This is a genomic window from Pseudomonas sp. B2M1-30 (assembly GCF_025447575.1).
GTDB lineage: Bacteria > Pseudomonadota > Gammaproteobacteria > Pseudomonadales > Pseudomonadaceae > Aquipseudomonas > Aquipseudomonas botevensis.
Genome location: NZ_JAOEJT010000001.1, coordinates 237,219 through 252,891, shown reverse-complemented (window position 1 = coordinate 252,891; position 15,673 = coordinate 237,219). Strand labels below are relative to the sequence as shown.

Below are 15,673 nucleotides of genomic sequence, written 5' to 3'. Positions count from 1 at the left end.
TCGAATGTTGTGGTTCAAACCGCGATTTTGTGATCCGCAAGCCCGGGGCTGCTGACGCGGTAGATACCGATCTCACCTAATAGATTAGGCCATAGCTTACTGGCCCACCCATGCCGGTGCTGTTGATCCACGGCAAGCCGATCAATGACCTTCGCCGCACGTTCGCGACACAACTCTTCAAAGTCTTCGAAAGTGCAAAAGTGAATGTTCGGCGTGTTGTACCAGGTGTACGGCAGGAACTCGGACACCGGCATCCGGCCCTTGCTCGCCAGATACCAGCGGCAGCGCCAGTGGCCGAAGTTGGGGAAGGTGATGATGCACTGGCGACCGACCCGCAGCATTTCGTCGAGGATCTTGTCCGGGTAATGCACAGCCTGCAGAGCCTGGGTCATCACCACGACGTCGAAGCTGTTGCTGGCAAAGTTGCCCAGGCCCTTGTCCAGGTCCTGCTCGATGACGTTGATGCCCTTGGCGACGCACTCGGCGATGTTGTCCGGGTCGTTTTCCAGGCCGTAGCCGGTGACCTGTTTATGGTCGCGCAGCCAGGTCAGCAACTCGCCATCACCGCAGCCGAGGTCGAGCACGCGGCTGCCGGCGGGGATCCATTCCTGGATGATTTCCAGATCAGCTCTCATGGCTTTCTCACAACGTAATGCGGTTCATGTAATTGCCGAACGCCTGCAAGTAGCGCGGGATCGGAATCAGGAATGCGTCGTGGCCCTGGGGCGCATCGATTTCCAGGTAACTGACGTCCTTGCGCGCGGCCATCAGCGCGTCTACCAGTTCCCGCGAGCGGGCCGGGGAGAAACGCCAGTCGGTGGTGAACGACATCACGCAGAATCTGGCTTTGGCGCCTTCGAAGGTTTTCGCCAGGTTATCGTCGAAGTTCGCCGCCGGATCGAAGTAGTCCAGGGCCTTGGTCATCAACAGATAGGTGTTGGCGTCGAAGCGTCCGGAAAACTCTTCGCCCTGATAGCGCAGGTAGCTTTCGACCTGGAACTCGACGCTGTGGAAGTCGTAGTTGAGCTTCTCGCTCTTCAGGCCTCGGCCGAATTTCTCGCCCATGGAGTCGTCGGACAGGTACGTGATGTGGCCGACCATCCGCGCCAGCATCAGGCCGCGCTTGGGAATGACGCTGTGTTCCTGAAACGAGCCGCCATGGAACTCCGGGTCGGTGAGGATCGCCTGGCGCGCCACTTCGTTGAAGGCGATATTCTGCGCCGACAACTTGGGGGCCGAGGCGATGGCGAGGCAGTGACGCACGCGATCCGGGTAGGTGATGGTCCATTGCAGCGCCTGCATGCCGCCCAGGCTGCCGCCGATCACCGCCGCCCACTGGCCGATGCCGAGCAGATCGGCCAGGCGCGCCTGGCTGTGTACCCAGTCTTCCACGGTCAGCACCGGGAAGTCGGCGCCGAACGGCTTGCCGGTGTCCGGGTTGGTGCTGCTCGGGCCGGTGGAGCCGTTGCAGCCGCCGAGGTTGTTCAGGCTGACCACGAAGAACTTGTTGGTGTCGATCGGTTTGCCGGGGCCGATGCAGCTGTCCCACCAACCGGGTTTGCGGTCGTCGGGGCTGTGATAGCCGGCGGCGTGGTGGTGACCGGACAGGGCGTGACAGATCAGCACGGCGTTGCTCGCTTGCGCGTTCAGCGTGCCGTAGGTTTCGTAGATCAGGTCATAAGCGGCCAGCGAACGGCCGCAGGCCAGGGCCAGCGGTTCGCTGAAGTGCGCCGTTTGCGGCGTCACCAGACCAACAGAATCGGGGGGAAAGGCAGCTGGCATCGACCCTGCTCTCGTTGAAATGAGGCGTAAGTCTAAAGACCGGGGGGGTTAGCGGCAAGCAGCCCTCACCCTAACCCTCTCCCGGAGGGAGAGGGGACTGACCGAGGCGTTCTTGCGAGCTGCGCCGACCTGGCATTTTTGAGGTGAACTCAAGTCCCGAAAACAATAAAGTGCGGCCCCCTCTCCCTCGGGAGAGGGTTGGGGTGAGGGGCGACTCGATTTCAGGAAGCGCGCGCAACCAGCCCCGGCAACGCCGGCAGCTTCTTCGGCGAGCAGATCCGCACACGTTTCTGCCGGTTCAACTCACCGCTGATCAGGCTGACCTGACTCTTGGAAACCCCAAAAGCCTTGGCCAGAAACCCCATCAGGTACGCATTGGCCTTGCCTTCGACCGGCGGCGCGGTCAGACGGATCTTCAGGCGGTCGCCGTGCAGCCCGCAGAAATCATCGCTGCGGGCTGCCGGTTGCAGGTGACACTCAAGGATCAGGTCGTCACCGTCCCAACGGAACCAGCTCACATCAGCAGGCGCAGGATTTCCGGCATCATCGTCATCGCCGCAAGGTTGTTGATCACCAGCATGTCCAGCAGCTTCAGCGCCAGGAAGGCGAAGATCGGCGACAGGTCCAGGCCGCCCATGCTCGGCAGGAAGCGACGGAACGGCGCCAGGGCCGGCTCGCAGATCTGGTTCACCAGTTCGGCGCCCGGGTTATGGCTGCCCGGCGCGACCCAGGACAGGATCACGCTGATGATCAGGGCGAAGAAGAAGATCTTCAGGAACAGCGCGGTCACGCCGATGATCGACCAGATAAACAGTTGCAGTGGATTGCCGGTGGTGCCGTAGGTCAGCAGCAGGGTCAGCGCCATCAGCGCCAGTTGCACGAGAATCGCCAGTACCAGCGACGACATGTCCAGGCCGAACAGGCTCGGGATGACCCGGCGCAGCGGCTTGAGCAGGGGTTGGGTGGCCTTGACCACGAACTGGCACAGCGGGTTGTAGAAGTTCGCCCGCACCAGTTGCAGGACGAAGCGCAGCAGCACGATCAGCAGGTACAGGCTGCCGAGGGTTTGCAGCACGTAGACCGCTGCGGTGTTCAAACCAATCATGTAAGGCTCCTTATTTGCCCAGTTGTTCGGCCATCTCGGCCGAGCGGTGCGCGGCGGCGCCGAGTGCTTTTTCCACCACTGCTTCGAAACCGTCAGCCTGGAACGACTTGATGGCCGCTTCGGTGGTGCCGGCCGGCGAGGTCACGCGACGGCGCAGTTCGGCGGCGTCGACGTCACTGGAAACGGCCATGTGCGCGGCGCCCAGGGCGGTTTGCAGGGTCAGTTGCTCGGCTGTTTCTTTCGGCAGGCCGAGTTTGACCCCGGCAGCGGTCATTGCTTCGATCAGCAGGAAGAAGTACGCCGGGCCGGAGCCGGAAACGGCGGTGACCGCATCCAGCTGTTGCTCTTCGTTCAGCCACAGGGCGATGCCCACGGCGGACAGCAGTTCTTCGGCCTGCTGGCGTTGTTCGGCGGTCACTTGTGCGGTGGCGTACAAGCCGCTGACGCCTTGGCGCAGCAGCGCCGGGGTATTGGGCATGCAGCGCACGATCGGTTGGGCGCCGAGCCAGGCGTTCATGCTGGCGCAAGTGATGCCGGCGGCAATCGAGACCACCAGTTGATTCGGTTTCAGGCTCGGGCGAATCGCCTCGCAGACCGCTTTCATCGCCTGTGGCTTGACCGCCAGCACCACCACGTCGGCGCCGTCGACGGCCTGGGCGTTGTCGGCAAAGGTTTCGATGCCGTGTTCGGCACTGACCCGGCCACGGGTCTCTTCGCCCGGATCGCTGGCGCGGATCTGCGCGGCTTCCAGACCCTTGGCGCGCAAGCCGCCGATCAGACTGGCGGCCATGTTGCCGGCGCCGATGAAGGCAATACGTGTGTTGCTCATGTCAGATCCTTATCTGGAAGGGTTCGAGTAGTCGCGGGCACCGAACAGGGCCGTACCGATACGCACCCAGGTGGCGCCCTGGGCGATGGCCGACTCGAGGTCGTGGCTCATGCCCATGGAAAGTGTGTCGAGGGGCAGATCAAGGCTGGCCTGCAACTTCTGAACGGCGGCGAATGCCGCGTCCTGCTCGGCGCGATCTTCGGTCGGCTCGGGGATTGCCATCAGCCCGCGCAGCTTCAGGCGCGGCAGGGCGCTGATGGCCTGGGCCAGGGCTGGCAGGTCTTGCGGCGTGCAGCCGGACTTGCTGGCCTCGCCGCTGACGTTGACCTGAATGCAGATGTTCAGTGGCGGCAGATCCGCGGGGCGTTGCTCGGACAGGCGTTGGGCGATTTTCAGACGATCCACGGAGTGCACCCAGGCGAAATGCTCGGCAATCGAGCGGGTCTTGTTCGACTGAATGGGGCCGATGAAGTGCCAGATCAAGGGCAGGTCGGCCAGTTCGAGCTGTTTGCCCAACGCCTCTTGCAGGTAGTTCTCGCCGAAATCGCGCAGGCCGGCGGCGTACGCTTCGCGCAGGGCTTCGGCCGGTTTGGTTTTGCTCACGGCCAGCAGCTGGACGCTGTTTTCATCGCGTCCGGCGGCTTGGGTGGCGTTACGGATTCGCGAACTAACCAGTTGGATGTTGTCTGCTATCGTGGACATCAAATCCTGCCTGAAAAGTGCCTGCACTCGATCATGCGGCGTTAAAAGTCACCTCAGAATGCCATTGACTGACGTCAACTCCGCTTCTTCGCTGACTTTTGCCTTGCCTGATCTTCGTTCGGCTACTTTTCAGGCAGGATTTGGCGCCAGCGGTCTGAAGGTTCGCGGCATTCTACTGGAATTGAGGGACGCTATGGATATCACTGAACTGCTGGCCTTCAGCGCCAAACAGGGCGCTTCCGACCTGCATCTGTCGGCCGGACTGCCGCCGATGATCCGCGTGGATGGCGATGTGCGACGGATCAATCTGCCGGCGCTGGATCACAAGCAGGTGCATGAGCTGATCTACGACATCATGAACGATCACCAGCGCGTGGAGTTCGAGAAACACCTGGAAACGGATTTTTCCTTCGATGTGCCGGGCGTGGCGCGATTTCGGGTCAACGCGTTCAACCAGAATCGCGGCGCCGGTGCGGTGTTCCGGACGATCCCGTCGAAAGTGCTGACCATGGAGGATCTCGCCATGGGCGACGTCTTCCGCAAGATCACCGACGCTCCGCGCGGGCTGGTGCTGGTGACCGGGCCGACCGGCTCCGGCAAGTCCACCACCCTGGCGGCAATGATCGATTACCTCAACACCCATCGCCATCACCATATCCTGACCATCGAAGACCCGATCGAGTTTGTCCACGAGTCGCGCAAATGCCTGATCAATCAGCGTGAAGTCCATCGCGATACCCGCAGTTTCGCCACGGCTCTGCGTTCGGCGCTACGTGAGGACCCGGACGTGATTCTGGTGGGCGAGATGCGCGACCTGGAAACCATTCGCCTGGCCCTGACCGCCGCCGAAACCGGGCATCTGGTGTTCGGCACGCTGCACACCACGTCGGCGGCAAAGACCATCGACCGGGTCGTGGACGTGTTCCCTGGCGACGAGAAGTCGATGGTGCGTTCGATGCTGTCTGAGTCTTTGCTGGCGGTGGTGTCGCAGACCCTGATCAAGAAAATCGGTGGCGGCCGGGTGGCGGCGCACGAAATCATGCTCGGAACATCGGCGATCCGTAACCTGATTCGCGAGGACAAGGTGGCGCAGATGTATTCGGCGATTCAGACCGGTGGGTCGCTGGGGATGCAGACCCTGGACATGTGCCTGAAGGATCTGGTGACCAAGGGCCTGATCAGTCGCGAGCATGCGCGGGAGAAGGCGCGGACACCGGATAATTTCTAGTGGCGAAAAAAACGCAGCCCGAGGGCTGCGTTTTTTGTGGTTTTGCCTGAAGAATCAGCGCTGAACCACGCGCATCTGCTTGCTGGCCGGCTCTTTCGGCAGCACCCGCTTGGCAACCACGTAGTGCTGTTCCCAATACGGCTTGTTCAGCGTATCAATGCTCACCGCTTTGCCGCGACGCGGCGCATGGATGAAGCGGTCGTTACCCAGGTAGATGGCGACGTGATTGACCCGACGGCTCTTGATGTTGAAGAAAATCAGGTCGCCCGGTTTCAGATCCTTGCGCTCGACTTTCTCGCCGTGACCGCTGGCCATGGCGTTCGAGGTGCGGGGCAGGTCGAACGTGGCGTCGTTGAACGCGTATTTCACCAGGCCGCTGCAATCGAAGCCTTTACTCGGGCTGCTGCCGCCCCAACGATAGGGAGTACCGAGGACGTTTACCGCACGGCTGAGGACATTGCTGCTTTCCTTGGTCGCCATCGGTGGCACCAGCTTGCCGTGGCTTTTGCTGCTCAGCGTGGTGGTCTTGCCTTGCTTGCTTTTGCTCGATGGAGCAGAAGCATGGGATTTGGGGGTGAAACCGTTAACGTTGGGAAGACGTTGCTCACGATTGGTGGCGTGGGCGGCCAGTGGCATTAATAGGCAAATGGTTAGCCATGTCTTGAAAAATGGACGCATTAGGCAGGGCTCTTGTGTGTTAGCGCGCAACTTTATAACAGCTTTTTTGTCCCTTCCGAGGCCGTTGGTCGATTCCATCTGGTGGCAACGGAACCAAACAAGCGGCAAATGGACGCAATTGTCGGACAGAAGTCAGGCGCTATAAGGCTTTGACGGACCACAAGGTAGCATTTGCCGTACGTCGGCTACCTGTAAAAAAGTCACAAAGAATTCAAGAATATTTATCTATCGTGTGAATCGAGGTCTTCATGAACCGCTATCAAACCCCTGTTGTACAGCAGGACACCCACAGCAAAGTGATCGGTTATCTGCTGTGGATTTTCGGTTTCACCGGGTCGCACCGCTTCTATTACGGCAAACCGGTGACCGGCACGATCTGGTTTTTCACTTTCGGGTTGCTGGGGATCGGCTGGCTGATCGACGTGTTCCTGATTCCGGCGATGGACCGGGAAGCAGACCTGCGTTTCACCGCCGGGCCGATTGAATATAACGTGGCGTGGATTCTGCTGACCTTCCTCGGGGTATTCGGCGTACACCGGATGTATCAGGGCAAGTGGATCAGCGGCCTGCTGTATCTGTTGACCGGCGGGCTGTTCTTTATTGGCGTGCTGTATGACTTCTGGACGCTGAACGATCAGGTGTCAGTGCGTAATGCCGAAGGGCGGGGCGCCTTTCAGTAATTGATGTCGAGGGGGCAGGCAAGCCCCCTCGACACCCGGTCTTGCATTTGTGTCATTTCCATTGCGCGAAGGTTTGCATTTGGAGGGCGACAAAGGTCACGGCAGTGACACCATAAAGTATTGCAATGATGGCGTGATTGGGTATGGACCAATACACAATCCTGTCCACCAAGATCACCAGAGATACTGTGGCAAACAAGCAGGATGATATTTTCAGTAGCAGGCCTGCAAAAAAGTTGGCGTGTCCCCGGCATAATAAGAAAATCTGCAATAGGTGCGTTAGTGCCAGTGTCAGGAAAATCACCAGCGTTACACCGATGGGCAAACCAATTGAGTCCTGGTTTACGTCATATGCTCCTGCTTCGAGATTTTCTACTAGTATGAGTATTCCTGCGCCAGATGTGATTGTGAGAGCGATCGGGTAAATATAACTAAATAGTTTGTAGGTAATGTTCATTCGCTCTCCATTGTGCAGGTGTCTGTAAAGTTACTGATGCTCAAGGCAAAGTATGGAACATGTCCATTTCTGCTGAGGTTATGACTGGGCCGTTACTCAGTGGTAGTGAATAGGTTTGGCCGTCATTGGTGACAATGGCCTCTCCTGCACCCTGCCAATCTGCTGTTGCGTATGTTCCCCATCTGAAACCGGAGTCAACTGTAAAGCCGCCAGAATTTCCTGTTGTGCCTCTGGTGACAATAGGGGGAAGCGTAAGTCCATTCTTCATATGCTAATCCTTGTGGGTATTGGTTATCCTTTTGACAGTTTTATGTTAATGGCTGCGCGTAAGTGTCGCCTATGAGAACTTTGTAGGCTGTTTCTGATTGTGTCGAGGTTGTTTTTACGAGAGTGTAAAAACGTCGGATATTTCTTTATGGCGGGCGGCCGATTTCCTACGTCAATCGGTGTAGATCTAACGGCGGAGATAGCGCGAAGGAGATGGTGTTGCGAGGAATGACTTTAAGCGTGACTTTACCAGCAAGGATGTTTGTCGCTATTAAATAGAATTCAAGAGATAGCAGGCCATTACAGCCTGCTATCTCTTGCCTTCATGCCTGATGGCTGATCCGGCCATCCACCAGGGTGTAACGCACCACACCCGGCAGGCTATGGCCGAGGAACGGGCAGTTCTCGCCCTTCGACAGCCAGGTTTCGCCGGCAACGGTCGAGGCCTTCGGATCGAACAGCACGATATCCGCCGCGCCGCCCACCGTCAGTTTGCCCGCCGGCAGGCGCAGGGCGTCGGCCGGGCCGGCGCTCAGGCGGGCCAGCAGGGTCGGCAGGTCGAGCAGGCCGTCTTCCACCAGCGTCATCGCCAGCGGCAGCAGCAGTTCGACGCTGCTGATGCCCGGCTCGGTCGCGCCGAACGGCGCCAGTTTGGCGTCGCGTTCGTGGGGTTGATGGTGGCTGGAAATTGCCGAGACCACGCCGGACTTCACCGCTGCGCGCAGGCCATCGCGGTCGGCGCGGGTGCGCAGTGGCGGTTGCACATGGTAGAGGCTGCTGAAGTCGATCAGCGCTTCATCGGTGAGAATGAGCTGATACAGCGCCACATCCGCCGTGACTTTCAGGCCACGCGCCTGGGCCTGGGCGATCAGCGCAACGCCGCGAGCGCTGGTCAGCTGGCTGAAGTGCGCGCGTACGCCCGTCTGTTCCACCAGCAGCAGATCCCGGGCCAGGGCCACGGTTTCGGCGGTTTCCGGAATGCCCGGCAGGCCGAGGAAACTGGCGGTCGGGCCTTCATGGGCGAGGCCGCCGTCGGCCAGGTCGTGATCCTGCGAGTTGAAGATTACCGTCAGGTCGAAGGTCGCCGCGTAGTCCAGCGCCCGGCACAGGGTACGGGTGTTGCGGAAACTCTCCAGGCCGTTGCCGAAGGCCACGCAGCCGGCGTCACGCAAGGCCACCAGCTCGGCCAGTTGTTCGCCGTCCAGGCCCTTGCTCAGGGCGCCGATCGGGAACACCTTGGTGTTGCCGGCCTCGCGGGCGCGGTCGAGGATCAGTTCGGCCACGGCGGAGGTGTCGAGCACCGGTTTGGTCTTCGGCGGGCAGCACAGGCTGGTCACGCCACCGGCGGCGGCGGCGCGGGTTTCGCTGGTGATGCTGCCTTTGCGGCTGTAGCCCGGCTCGCGCAGGGCAACGTTCAGATCGACCAGCCCCGGAGCGGCCACCAGGCCCTGGGCGTCGATGGTGTCGACAGCGGTGAAACCGGCCGGAGCGGCGCCGAGGGCGACGATCTTGCAGGCTTCAACGTGAATATCGGTGATTTGATCCAGGCCGCTGCTTGGATCGATGACGCGGGCGCCGAGAATGCTGAGCTTCACTGGGCGTTCTCCTGCTCGAATTGACGCTGGGCGGTCTGCCCGCTCATGGCCATGGACAGCACGGCCATACGAATCGCGATGCCGTAGGTCACCTGGTTGAGGATCACCGAATGCGGGCCGTCGGCCACCGCCGATTCGATTTCCACGCCACGGTTGATCGGCCCCGGGTGCATGACGATGCAGTCAGGCTTGGCCCCGGCCAGGCGTGCGGTGGTGAGGCCGAACAGGCGATAGAACTCGCCTTCGCTCGGCAGCAGGCCGCCGGTCATGCGTTCGCGTTGCAGGCGCAGCATGATCACCACGTCGACGTCTTTGAGGCCTTCGGTCATGTCGGTGTAGACCTTCACGCCGTATTGCTCGATACCGATCGGCAGCAGGGTTTTCGGCGCGATCACGCGGATGTCCTGGCAGCCGAGGGTTTTCAGCGCGAGCATGTTCGAGCGCGCGACCCGCGAGTGCAGGATGTCGCCGACGATGGCCACCGAGAGGTTTTCGAAGCTGCCCTTGTGCCGACGGATGGTGAGCATGTCGAGCATGCCCTGGGTCGGGTGGGCGTGCCGGCCGTCGCCGCCGTTGATGATCGCCACTTGCGGGCAGACATGTTCGGCGATGAAGTGCGCGGCGCCGGAGTCACCGTGGCGCACGACGAACATGTCGGCGGCCATGGCTTCCAGGTTGCGCAGGGTGTCGAGCAGGGTTTCGCCCTTGCTGGCCGACGAAGTCGACACGTTCAGGGTGATCACGTCCGCCGACAGCCGCTGGGCCGCCAGTTCGAAGGTGGTACGGGTGCGGGTGGAGTTTTCGAAGAACACGTTGCACACGGTCTTGCCGCGCAGCAACGGGACTTTCTTCACCGCCCGGGCGCCGACTTCGAGGAACGAGTCGGCGGTGTCGAGGATTTCCGTCAACAGCTCGCGGCGCAGGCCGTCGAGCGAGAGGAAGTGGCGCAGCTGGCCCTGATCATTGAGCTGCAGCGGGCGCTTGGTATCTAGAGGCGTCATCGCGAAGGGGACTCTCAATAGGGCGGATTAAAGGGCAAGGTCTTGCAGTTCGAGGTTCAGCTCCGGGCCGGACAGCTTGACCCGCTCGTGGGCGGCCAGCGACAGGGTCGCGCCCACCACGTTCGGGCGGATCGGCAGTTCGGCGGCGTCCAGGTCCAGCAGGCAGACCAGGGTCACGCTGGCCGGACGGCCGTAGTCGAACAGTTCGTTCATGGCGGCGCGGATGGTGCGGCCGCTCATCAGGACGTCGTCGATCAGCACCAGATGCTGGCCTTCGATCTCGAAGGGCAGGGCAGACGGGCGCACTTGCGGGTGCAGGCCGTTCTGGCTGAAGTCGTCGCGATAGAAGGAGACATCCAGGGTGCCCAGTGGCGCGTCGCTGCCCAGTTCCTCGAGCAGTGCCTGGGCGACCCAGACGCCGCCGGTGCGAATGCCGATGTAACGCGGTTCGCTGATGTCACGCTGGGCGAGGTGCGTCTTGAGGCGGGTCGCCATCTGGCTGATCAGATCGGCGGGATTGGGCAGGCTCATGGTTGCTCCTTCTTGGGGTCGAGCCGGTGCTTGAAGCTGGTGGCTCGGGTTGTAACCAAAAGAAAAGCGCCGTAGCGCTTTTCAGGATTCGAATAATGCGGTGTTTTCGTCGAGCCAGCCCTGCAATAGCAGGGCGGCGGCGATGGCGTCCACCGGGTTGTCGCGGTAACTGCCCTTTTGTCCGCCACGCTGCAGCCGTTCGCCCTTGGCCTCGAACGTCGTCAGGCGCTCGTCATGGGTATAGAAAGGCAGGTTGAAGCGGCCGTTGAGGCGTCGGGCGAATTTTTCCGCGCGGACGCACATCTCGCTCGGCGTGCCGTCCATGTTCAGCGGCAGGCCGACCACCACGGCGTCGGGTTTCCATTCCTTTATAAGGGCCTCGACCTGATTCCAGTCGGGCACCCCGTTCTGCGCTTTCAGGGTGCAGAGTTCGCGGGCCTGGCCGGTAATCACCTGGCCGACCGCCACGCCGATCTGTTTGGTGCCGTAGTCGAAGCCGAGGATCAGGCGCAGGGCCATCAGGCGTGACCTGCCTGGCTGGTCAGCAGGCTGAGGTTGATCCCTAGGTGCCTGGCCGCCGCTTCCAGACGCAGCTCGCTGCTGGTGTTGAACAGGATATCGGCGTCGTACGGGCAGGTCAGCCAGGCGTTGTCGGCCAGTTCCGCTTCCAGCTGCCCGGCTTCCCAGCCGGCATACCCGAGGGTAATCAGGCTTTTCGCCGGGCCGACGCCATCGGCGATGGCAAACAGCACGTCCTGGGAGGTGGACAGCGCCAGCTCGCCGTCCAGCTCGACGGTGGCCTGGAATGTCTGGCCCGCCGGATGCAGGACAAAACCGCGATCGGTCTGCACCGGGCCGCCAATGAAGATCGGCACATGCTGGCACAGTGCTGGCGGATCGATATCCGGGCGAAGTTGCTCGAGAATGTCAGCCAGATTCAGCTCTTGCGGTCGGTTGACCACCAGCCCCATGGCGCCATTGGCCGTGTGCTCGACGATGTAGGTCAAGGTGTGGGCAAAATTCGGGTCGGCCATGTGTGGCATGGCGATCAGGAAGTGATGCTTGAGGTAACTGGGGCTGACGTTTTTCATGTGCGCTAGTGTGGCGGTCAAGGGCCGAACTGACAAGCCGGGGATGTCTGGAAATACCCGGCTCAGTTGCTGGAAAGCTTGTCGCCCCGGGCGAATTTCCAGGTGCGGATGATTTCCAGGCGGTCGATGTCCGACAGATCACCGGTAAACGGTGCAAAGGGTGCCGCCAGTCGGACGATGCGCTGCGCCGCCTGGTCCAGCAGTGGTTGGCCGGAGGACTCCAGCACCAGCACTTCGTACAGCGAGCCGTCGCGGTTGATCGACACCATCAACCGCAGGTTGCCGTAGATCTGCTTGCGCCGGGCTTCTTCGGGGTAATTGAGGTTGCCGATGCGCTCGACCTTCTTGCGCCATTCGTCTTTATACCAGGCACCCTTGTCGCGCATGGTCGACGCGGCGCTCAAGCGGTGGATGCGCGGGCGCTTGGCGTACAGCTGTTGTTCGTTGGCCAGTTCGGCTTCGAGGCTGGCGATGTCGCTGGACAGCTGCGAGCTGTCGAACGTCGGCGCGTCGACCGTCGGTTTGACCTCGGTTTTGGTTTCTTCTTTCTTGGTCGGGGCCTTTTTCGGCTTCGGCGCGATGGTGGTCACCGCTGCCTTGGGCGCGGCCTCCTGCACTTCCGGCTTGGCGGCCGGCGGCGGAGTGACCTTCTTGACCTGATTGTCCTGGAACGGCGCGACCTCGGTGGTCTTGGGAATCGCCTTCTTGTCGAGGGTGCCGCTGCCTTCCTGGTTTTCCTGGGCGAGGAAGTCGGCCTTCGCGGGTTTCTTCTCGCTCTTGAACGTGGCGAGGGTGATTTCCAGGGTTTTGCTGATCTGTTTCGGCTCGACCATGGTGAAACCCACGCCGAGCAGCAGCGCCAAATGAATCAGCGCCGCGAGAAAAAGGGTAAATCCGAGGCGATCGGCCGGGCGCACGCCGCGATGGGCGAGTTCAGCAGGCAGATCGGACGGGAGAGTCATGACAAGAAAACCAACATCGCGTTTTTCAAAGGCTGCGCATGATAACGCAATGTTGGTTTCGCGCCTTGGGCTTCACGCTTCAAGCGACAGGCTGCATGTGACGCACGTCAAACTCGCGGCTTTTTGCCAGCAGCTTGCAGCTTCTTGTCGATCGCCTCCATCAACATTCCGCCGATATCGGTGCCGAAGGCATTGTCGATTTCGCGGATGCAGGTCGGGCTGGTGACGTTGATTTCGGTCAGGTGCTCGCCGATCACGTCCAGGCCGACAAACAGCAGGCCCTTCTCGCGCAAGGTCGGGCCGACCTGGGCGGCGATCCAGCGATCCTTATCGGTCAGCGGACGGGCTTCGCCACGACCGCCGGCCGCGAGGTTGCCACGGGTTTCGCCCTTGGCCGGGATCCGCGCCAGGCAGTAATCCACCGGTTCGCCGTCGATCATCAGGATGCGTTTGTCACCGTCGACGATGGCCGGCAGGTAACCCTGGATCATGATCTGCTGCTTGCCGTGCAGGGTCAGGGTTTCGAGGATCACCGACAGGTTCGGGTGACCGGCGGTGTGGCGGAAGATCGACGAGCCGCCCATGCCGTCCAGCGGCTTGAGGATGACGTCGCCATGATGGTCGGCAAATTCGCGCAGCACGTCCGGGCGACGACTGACGATGGTCGGCGGCGTGCACTGCGGGAACAGCGTGGCGAACAGCTTTTCGTTGCAGTCGCGCAGGCTCTGCGGCTTGTTGACCACCAGCACGCCGGCGGTTTCGGCCTGTTCGAGCAGGTAGGTGGAGTAGACGAACTCCATGTCGAACGGCGGGTCCTTGCGCATCAGGATCACGTCCAGGTCGCTCAACAGGTTGTCCTGCTCGGCTTCCAGTTCGAACCATTTTTCCGGGTTGGCGAAGACCTTCAGCGGACGCATCCGCGCCCGGGCCTGGCCTTCGGCCTGATACAGGTCTTGCTGTTCCATATAGAACAGCTCCCAGCCGCGCTTCTGCGCGGCCAGCAGCATGGCCAGCGAGCTATCCTTTTTATAGGAAATGCTGGCGATAGGGTCCATGACAATCCCGACGCGAACGCTCATTGGGGTTTCCTCGAAAATTGGCTACCGGATCGGTATTGAAAAAGTGGCGTCAGAGTGGCTCCGGGCGGGTTTGCGGTCAAGGAAAAACCCGTCGATAGATTGCATCTGGAGACTGTGCTAAAAAGGCTGGCATAGCGCGCTGGCCCTTGAAGAACAAGGGTTTTCAGCCATCACTCATCGCAAAACGGACAAATTGATTCGCAAAGGCGACGGTAGAGCCCTCTTATGGAACAGCAGTCCAGCGCCTTGAAGGTCATGGTGATCGATGACTCGAAAACGATTCGTCGCACCGCCGAAACGTTGTTGAAGAACGCGGGGTGCGAAGTCATCACGGCCATCGACGGTTTCGATGCCCTGGCGAAGATCGCCGACAACCACCCCGGAATCATTTTTGTCGACATCATGATGCCCCGTCTGGATGGTTATCAGACCTGCGCTTTAATCAAGAACAACAGTGCGTTCAAGGCCACGCCGGTGATCATGCTGTCGTCGCGGGACGGGCTGTTCGACAAGGCCAAGGGGCGGATTGTCGGTTCCGATCAATTTTTGACCAAGCCTTTCAGCAAGGAAGAACTGCTCGACGCGATTGCGGCCCATGTTCCGGGCTTCGCTGCTGTTTTGCCGCAGTAAGACACGTACAGAGACGCGCGGCCAGCGGGCCGGGTGTCGACAAGAAAATGGGGAAGACCATGGCACGTATTCTGATCGTCGATGATTCGCCGACCGAAATGTACAAACTGACCGGCATGCTGGAAAAGCACGGCCATGAGGTGTTGAAGGCCGAAAACGGCGCGGACGGCGTGGCCCTGGCCCGCCAGGAAAAACCCGACGCGGTGCTGATGGACATTGTCATGCCCGGCCTCAACGGCTTTCAGGCCACCCGCCAGTTGACCAAGGACAGCGAAACCAGCCACATCCCGGTGATCATCATCACCACCAAGGATCAGGAAACCGACAAGGTCTGGGGCACCCGCCAGGGCGCCAGGGATTACCTGACCAAACCGGTCGACGAAGAAACCCTGATCAAGACCCTGAACAACGTGCTGGCCGGTTGATCGCGCCGCCATGAGCGAGTCGCTGACCGCGTTCGAGCTGTTGTGGCAGATCGACCAGCGCTGCCGCCTGCTGGCGGCGGACCTGCCGTCGCAGGCGGCGCGTCAGGATCGCTGGAGCGGCATCGGTTTTCGCCTGGGCGAGCACTGGTACGTCACGCCAATGGGCGAAGTCAGTGAAGTGCTGCCCGAACCGCGCTTCACCCAGTTGCCGGGGGTCAAGTCCTGGGTCAAGGGGGTGGCCAACCTGCGCGGGCGGCTGTTGCCGATCATGGACCTGTGCGGCTTCTTCGGCCATGACCTGTCGCCGCTGCGCAAGCAGCGCCGGGTGCTGGTGGTGGAGCATCAGGACGTGTTCGCCGGACTGATGGTCGACGAGGTGTTCGGCCTGCAGCATTTCGAGCAGGACAGTTTCGAGCCGCTGCCGATCAGCGAGCGCTTCGGCGCGAAGGCCGAGTTCGTCAAAGGGCACTTTCGCCGCGAGCAGGACTGGCGGGTGTTCAGTCTGTTTGCGCTGGCGCAGTCGCCGGGCTTCATGAACGTCGCAATATAGTCGCAACAACAGAGAACTCATGTGGGAGCGGGCTTGCTCGCGAAAGCGGTGTTCCGTTCAACACTCATGCTGGCTGCCTCA

At 61.0% G+C, this 15,673-nt stretch carries 20 protein-coding genes; 5 read left to right on the top strand and 15 right to left on the bottom strand.

What is annotated here, in order from left to right; genetic code table 11:
- Positions 1-14 precede the first annotated feature (14 nt).
- From metW to N8H74_RS01085, 6 genes are all read right to left on the bottom strand, one after another.
- Positions 15-635 carry a methionine biosynthesis protein MetW gene (gene metW / locus N8H74_RS01110; RefSeq protein WP_217829421.1) on the bottom strand — a complete coding sequence of 207 codons (621 nt, stop codon included), beginning with the start codon at positions 633-635 and terminating at the stop codon, positions 15-17.
- 7 nt (positions 636-642) lie between these two features.
- On the bottom strand, positions 643-1,782 hold the full coding sequence (locus tag N8H74_RS01105) for a homoserine O-acetyltransferase (RefSeq protein WP_262145886.1): 1,140 nt from the start codon (positions 1,780-1,782) through the stop codon (positions 643-645).
- Positions 1,783-2,003: 221 nt separating this feature from the next.
- Positions 2,004-2,300, bottom strand: a complete 297-nt coding sequence (locus N8H74_RS01100) for a DUF167 domain-containing protein (RefSeq protein ID WP_262145884.1) — start codon at positions 2,298-2,300, stop codon at positions 2,004-2,006.
- Entirely contained in the window at positions 2,297-2,887 is a 591-nt protein-coding gene (locus tag N8H74_RS01095; RefSeq protein WP_217829424.1) for a YggT family protein, read from the bottom strand. Before N8H74_RS01095 ends, N8H74_RS01100 begins: the two co-directional genes overlap by 4 nt.
- Before the next feature lie 10 nt (positions 2,888-2,897).
- Complete coding sequence (gene proC, locus N8H74_RS01090) at positions 2,898-3,716, bottom strand: pyrroline-5-carboxylate reductase (protein WP_262145882.1); 819 nt, start codon at positions 3,714-3,716, stop codon at positions 2,898-2,900.
- 9 nt (positions 3,717-3,725) lie between these two features.
- A complete protein-coding gene (locus N8H74_RS01085; protein WP_217829426.1) occupies positions 3,726-4,418 on the bottom strand; it encodes a YggS family pyridoxal phosphate-dependent enzyme in 693 nt (230 codons plus the stop codon).
- A 193-nt stretch (positions 4,419-4,611) separates the two neighbouring features.
- Here N8H74_RS01085 and N8H74_RS01080 point away from each other — a divergent pair, with 193 nt between their 5' ends.
- A complete protein-coding gene (locus N8H74_RS01080) occupies positions 4,612-5,646 on the top strand; it encodes a type IV pilus twitching motility protein PilT (protein ID WP_217829427.1) in 1,035 nt (344 codons plus the stop codon).
- Positions 5,647-5,700: 54 nt separating this feature from the next.
- Here the strand turns inward: N8H74_RS01080 and N8H74_RS01075 are convergent, their stop codons facing one another.
- The gene (locus N8H74_RS01075; RefSeq protein ID WP_217829428.1) at positions 5,701-6,324 is read right to left on the bottom strand and encodes a C40 family peptidase; all 624 of its coding nucleotides are present in this window, start codon (positions 6,322-6,324) and stop codon (positions 5,701-5,703) included.
- 248 nt (positions 6,325-6,572) lie between these two features.
- On the opposite strand from N8H74_RS01075, the gene N8H74_RS01070 reads away from it, so the two are divergent.
- Positions 6,573-7,004 (top strand): TM2 domain-containing protein, encoded by a 432-nt coding sequence (locus N8H74_RS01070; protein WP_262145880.1) that lies wholly within the window; start codon positions 6,573-6,575, stop codon positions 7,002-7,004.
- A gap of 52 nt (positions 7,005-7,056) precedes the next feature.
- Here the strand turns inward: N8H74_RS01070 and N8H74_RS01065 are convergent, their stop codons facing one another.
- From N8H74_RS01065 to gshB, 8 genes are all read right to left on the bottom strand, one after another.
- A complete protein-coding gene (locus N8H74_RS01065; RefSeq protein WP_262145879.1) occupies positions 7,057-7,461 on the bottom strand; it encodes a hypothetical protein in 405 nt (134 codons plus the stop codon).
- A gap of 590 nt (positions 7,462-8,051) precedes the next feature.
- On the bottom strand, positions 8,052-9,323 hold the full coding sequence (locus N8H74_RS01060; RefSeq protein WP_262145878.1) for a dihydroorotase: 1,272 nt from the start codon (positions 9,321-9,323) through the stop codon (positions 8,052-8,054).
- On the bottom strand, positions 9,320-10,324 hold the full coding sequence (locus N8H74_RS01055) for an aspartate carbamoyltransferase catalytic subunit (RefSeq protein ID WP_025109148.1): 1,005 nt from the start codon (positions 10,322-10,324) through the stop codon (positions 9,320-9,322). The genes N8H74_RS01060 and N8H74_RS01055 overlap by 4 nt, the downstream gene beginning before the upstream one ends.
- 27 nt (positions 10,325-10,351) lie before the next feature.
- A complete protein-coding gene (pyrR, locus tag N8H74_RS01050; RefSeq protein ID WP_217829431.1) occupies positions 10,352-10,855 on the bottom strand; it encodes a bifunctional pyr operon transcriptional regulator/uracil phosphoribosyltransferase PyrR in 504 nt (167 codons plus the stop codon).
- Between the two features lie 81 nt (positions 10,856-10,936).
- The gene (gene ruvX, locus N8H74_RS01045; RefSeq protein WP_217829432.1) at positions 10,937-11,374 is read right to left on the bottom strand and encodes a Holliday junction resolvase RuvX; all 438 of its coding nucleotides are present in this window, start codon (positions 11,372-11,374) and stop codon (positions 10,937-10,939) included.
- On the bottom strand, positions 11,374-11,946 hold the full coding sequence (locus tag N8H74_RS01040) for a YqgE/AlgH family protein (RefSeq protein ID WP_217829433.1): 573 nt from the start codon (positions 11,944-11,946) through the stop codon (positions 11,374-11,376). Before N8H74_RS01040 ends, ruvX begins: the two co-directional genes overlap by 1 nt.
- A gap of 62 nt (positions 11,947-12,008) precedes the next feature.
- Positions 12,009-12,908, bottom strand: coding sequence for an energy transducer TonB (locus tag N8H74_RS01035; protein WP_217829434.1), 900 nt, complete (start codon positions 12,906-12,908; stop codon positions 12,009-12,011).
- Positions 12,909-13,015: 107 nt separating this feature from the next.
- Positions 13,016-13,987: a glutathione synthase gene (gene gshB, locus N8H74_RS01030; protein ID WP_217829435.1), complete on the bottom strand. Its 972-nt coding sequence runs from the start codon at positions 13,985-13,987 to the stop codon at positions 13,016-13,018.
- A 225-nt stretch (positions 13,988-14,212) separates the two neighbouring features.
- On the opposite strand from gshB, the gene pilG reads away from it, so the two are divergent.
- From pilG to N8H74_RS01015, 3 genes are read left to right on the top strand one after another with little or no spacing between them, the layout of a single operon-like run.
- Positions 14,213-14,617, top strand: coding sequence for a twitching motility response regulator PilG (gene pilG / locus N8H74_RS01025; protein WP_217829436.1), 405 nt, complete (start codon positions 14,213-14,215; stop codon positions 14,615-14,617).
- Positions 14,618-14,676: 59 nt separating this feature from the next.
- Entirely contained in the window at positions 14,677-15,042 is a 366-nt protein-coding gene (pilH, locus tag N8H74_RS01020; RefSeq protein ID WP_217829437.1) for a twitching motility response regulator PilH, read from the top strand.
- Between the two features lie 10 nt (positions 15,043-15,052).
- Positions 15,053-15,592 (top strand): chemotaxis protein CheW, encoded by a 540-nt coding sequence (locus N8H74_RS01015; RefSeq protein WP_217829438.1) that lies wholly within the window; start codon positions 15,053-15,055, stop codon positions 15,590-15,592.
- Positions 15,593-15,673: the final 81 nt, after the last annotated feature.

Excerpts from the sequence above, each read along its gene's own strand:
- N8H74_RS01065 (WP_262145879.1), bottom strand. The coding sequence starts at position 7,461 with ATGAACATTACCTACAAACTATTTAGTTATATTTACCCGATCGCTCTC.
- N8H74_RS01040 (WP_217829433.1), bottom strand. The coding sequence starts at position 11,946 with ATGAAAAACGTCAGCCCCAGTTACCTCAAGCATCACTTCCTGATCGCC.
- ruvX (WP_217829432.1), bottom strand. The coding sequence starts at position 11,374 with ATGGCCCTGCGCCTGATCCTCGGCTTCGACTACGGCACCAAACAGATC.
- pyrR (WP_217829431.1), bottom strand. The coding sequence starts at position 10,855 with ATGAGCCTGCCCAATCCCGCCGATCTGATCAGCCAGATGGCGACCCGC.
- N8H74_RS01035 (WP_217829434.1), bottom strand. The coding sequence starts at position 12,908 with ATGACTCTCCCGTCCGATCTGCCTGCTGAACTCGCCCATCGCGGCGTG.
- N8H74_RS01080 (WP_217829427.1), top strand. The coding sequence starts at position 4,612 with ATGGATATCACTGAACTGCTGGCCTTCAGCGCCAAACAGGGCGCTTCC.
- N8H74_RS01015 (WP_217829438.1), top strand. The coding sequence starts at position 15,053 with ATGAGCGAGTCGCTGACCGCGTTCGAGCTGTTGTGGCAGATCGACCAG.
- N8H74_RS01095 (WP_217829424.1), bottom strand. The coding sequence starts at position 2,887 with ATGATTGGTTTGAACACCGCAGCGGTCTACGTGCTGCAAACCCTCGGC.
- gshB (WP_217829435.1), bottom strand. The coding sequence starts at position 13,987 with ATGAGCGTTCGCGTCGGGATTGTCATGGACCCTATCGCCAGCATTTCC.
- metW (WP_217829421.1), bottom strand. The coding sequence starts at position 635 with ATGAGAGCTGATCTGGAAATCATCCAGGAATGGATCCCCGCCGGCAGC.
- N8H74_RS01055 (WP_025109148.1), bottom strand. The coding sequence starts at position 10,324 with ATGACGCCTCTAGATACCAAGCGCCCGCTGCAGCTCAATGATCAGGGC.
- N8H74_RS01085 (WP_217829426.1), bottom strand. The coding sequence starts at position 4,418 with ATGTCCACGATAGCAGACAACATCCAACTGGTTAGTTCGCGAATCCGT.
- pilH (WP_217829437.1), top strand. The coding sequence starts at position 14,677 with ATGGCACGTATTCTGATCGTCGATGATTCGCCGACCGAAATGTACAAA.
- N8H74_RS01075 (WP_217829428.1), bottom strand. The coding sequence starts at position 6,324 with ATGCGTCCATTTTTCAAGACATGGCTAACCATTTGCCTATTAATGCCA.
- N8H74_RS01070 (WP_262145880.1), top strand. The coding sequence starts at position 6,573 with ATGAACCGCTATCAAACCCCTGTTGTACAGCAGGACACCCACAGCAAA.
- N8H74_RS01105 (WP_262145886.1), bottom strand. The coding sequence starts at position 1,782 with ATGCCAGCTGCCTTTCCCCCCGATTCTGTTGGTCTGGTGACGCCGCAA.
- proC (WP_262145882.1), bottom strand. The coding sequence starts at position 3,716 with ATGAGCAACACACGTATTGCCTTCATCGGCGCCGGCAACATGGCCGCC.
- pilG (WP_217829436.1), top strand. The coding sequence starts at position 14,213 with ATGGAACAGCAGTCCAGCGCCTTGAAGGTCATGGTGATCGATGACTCG.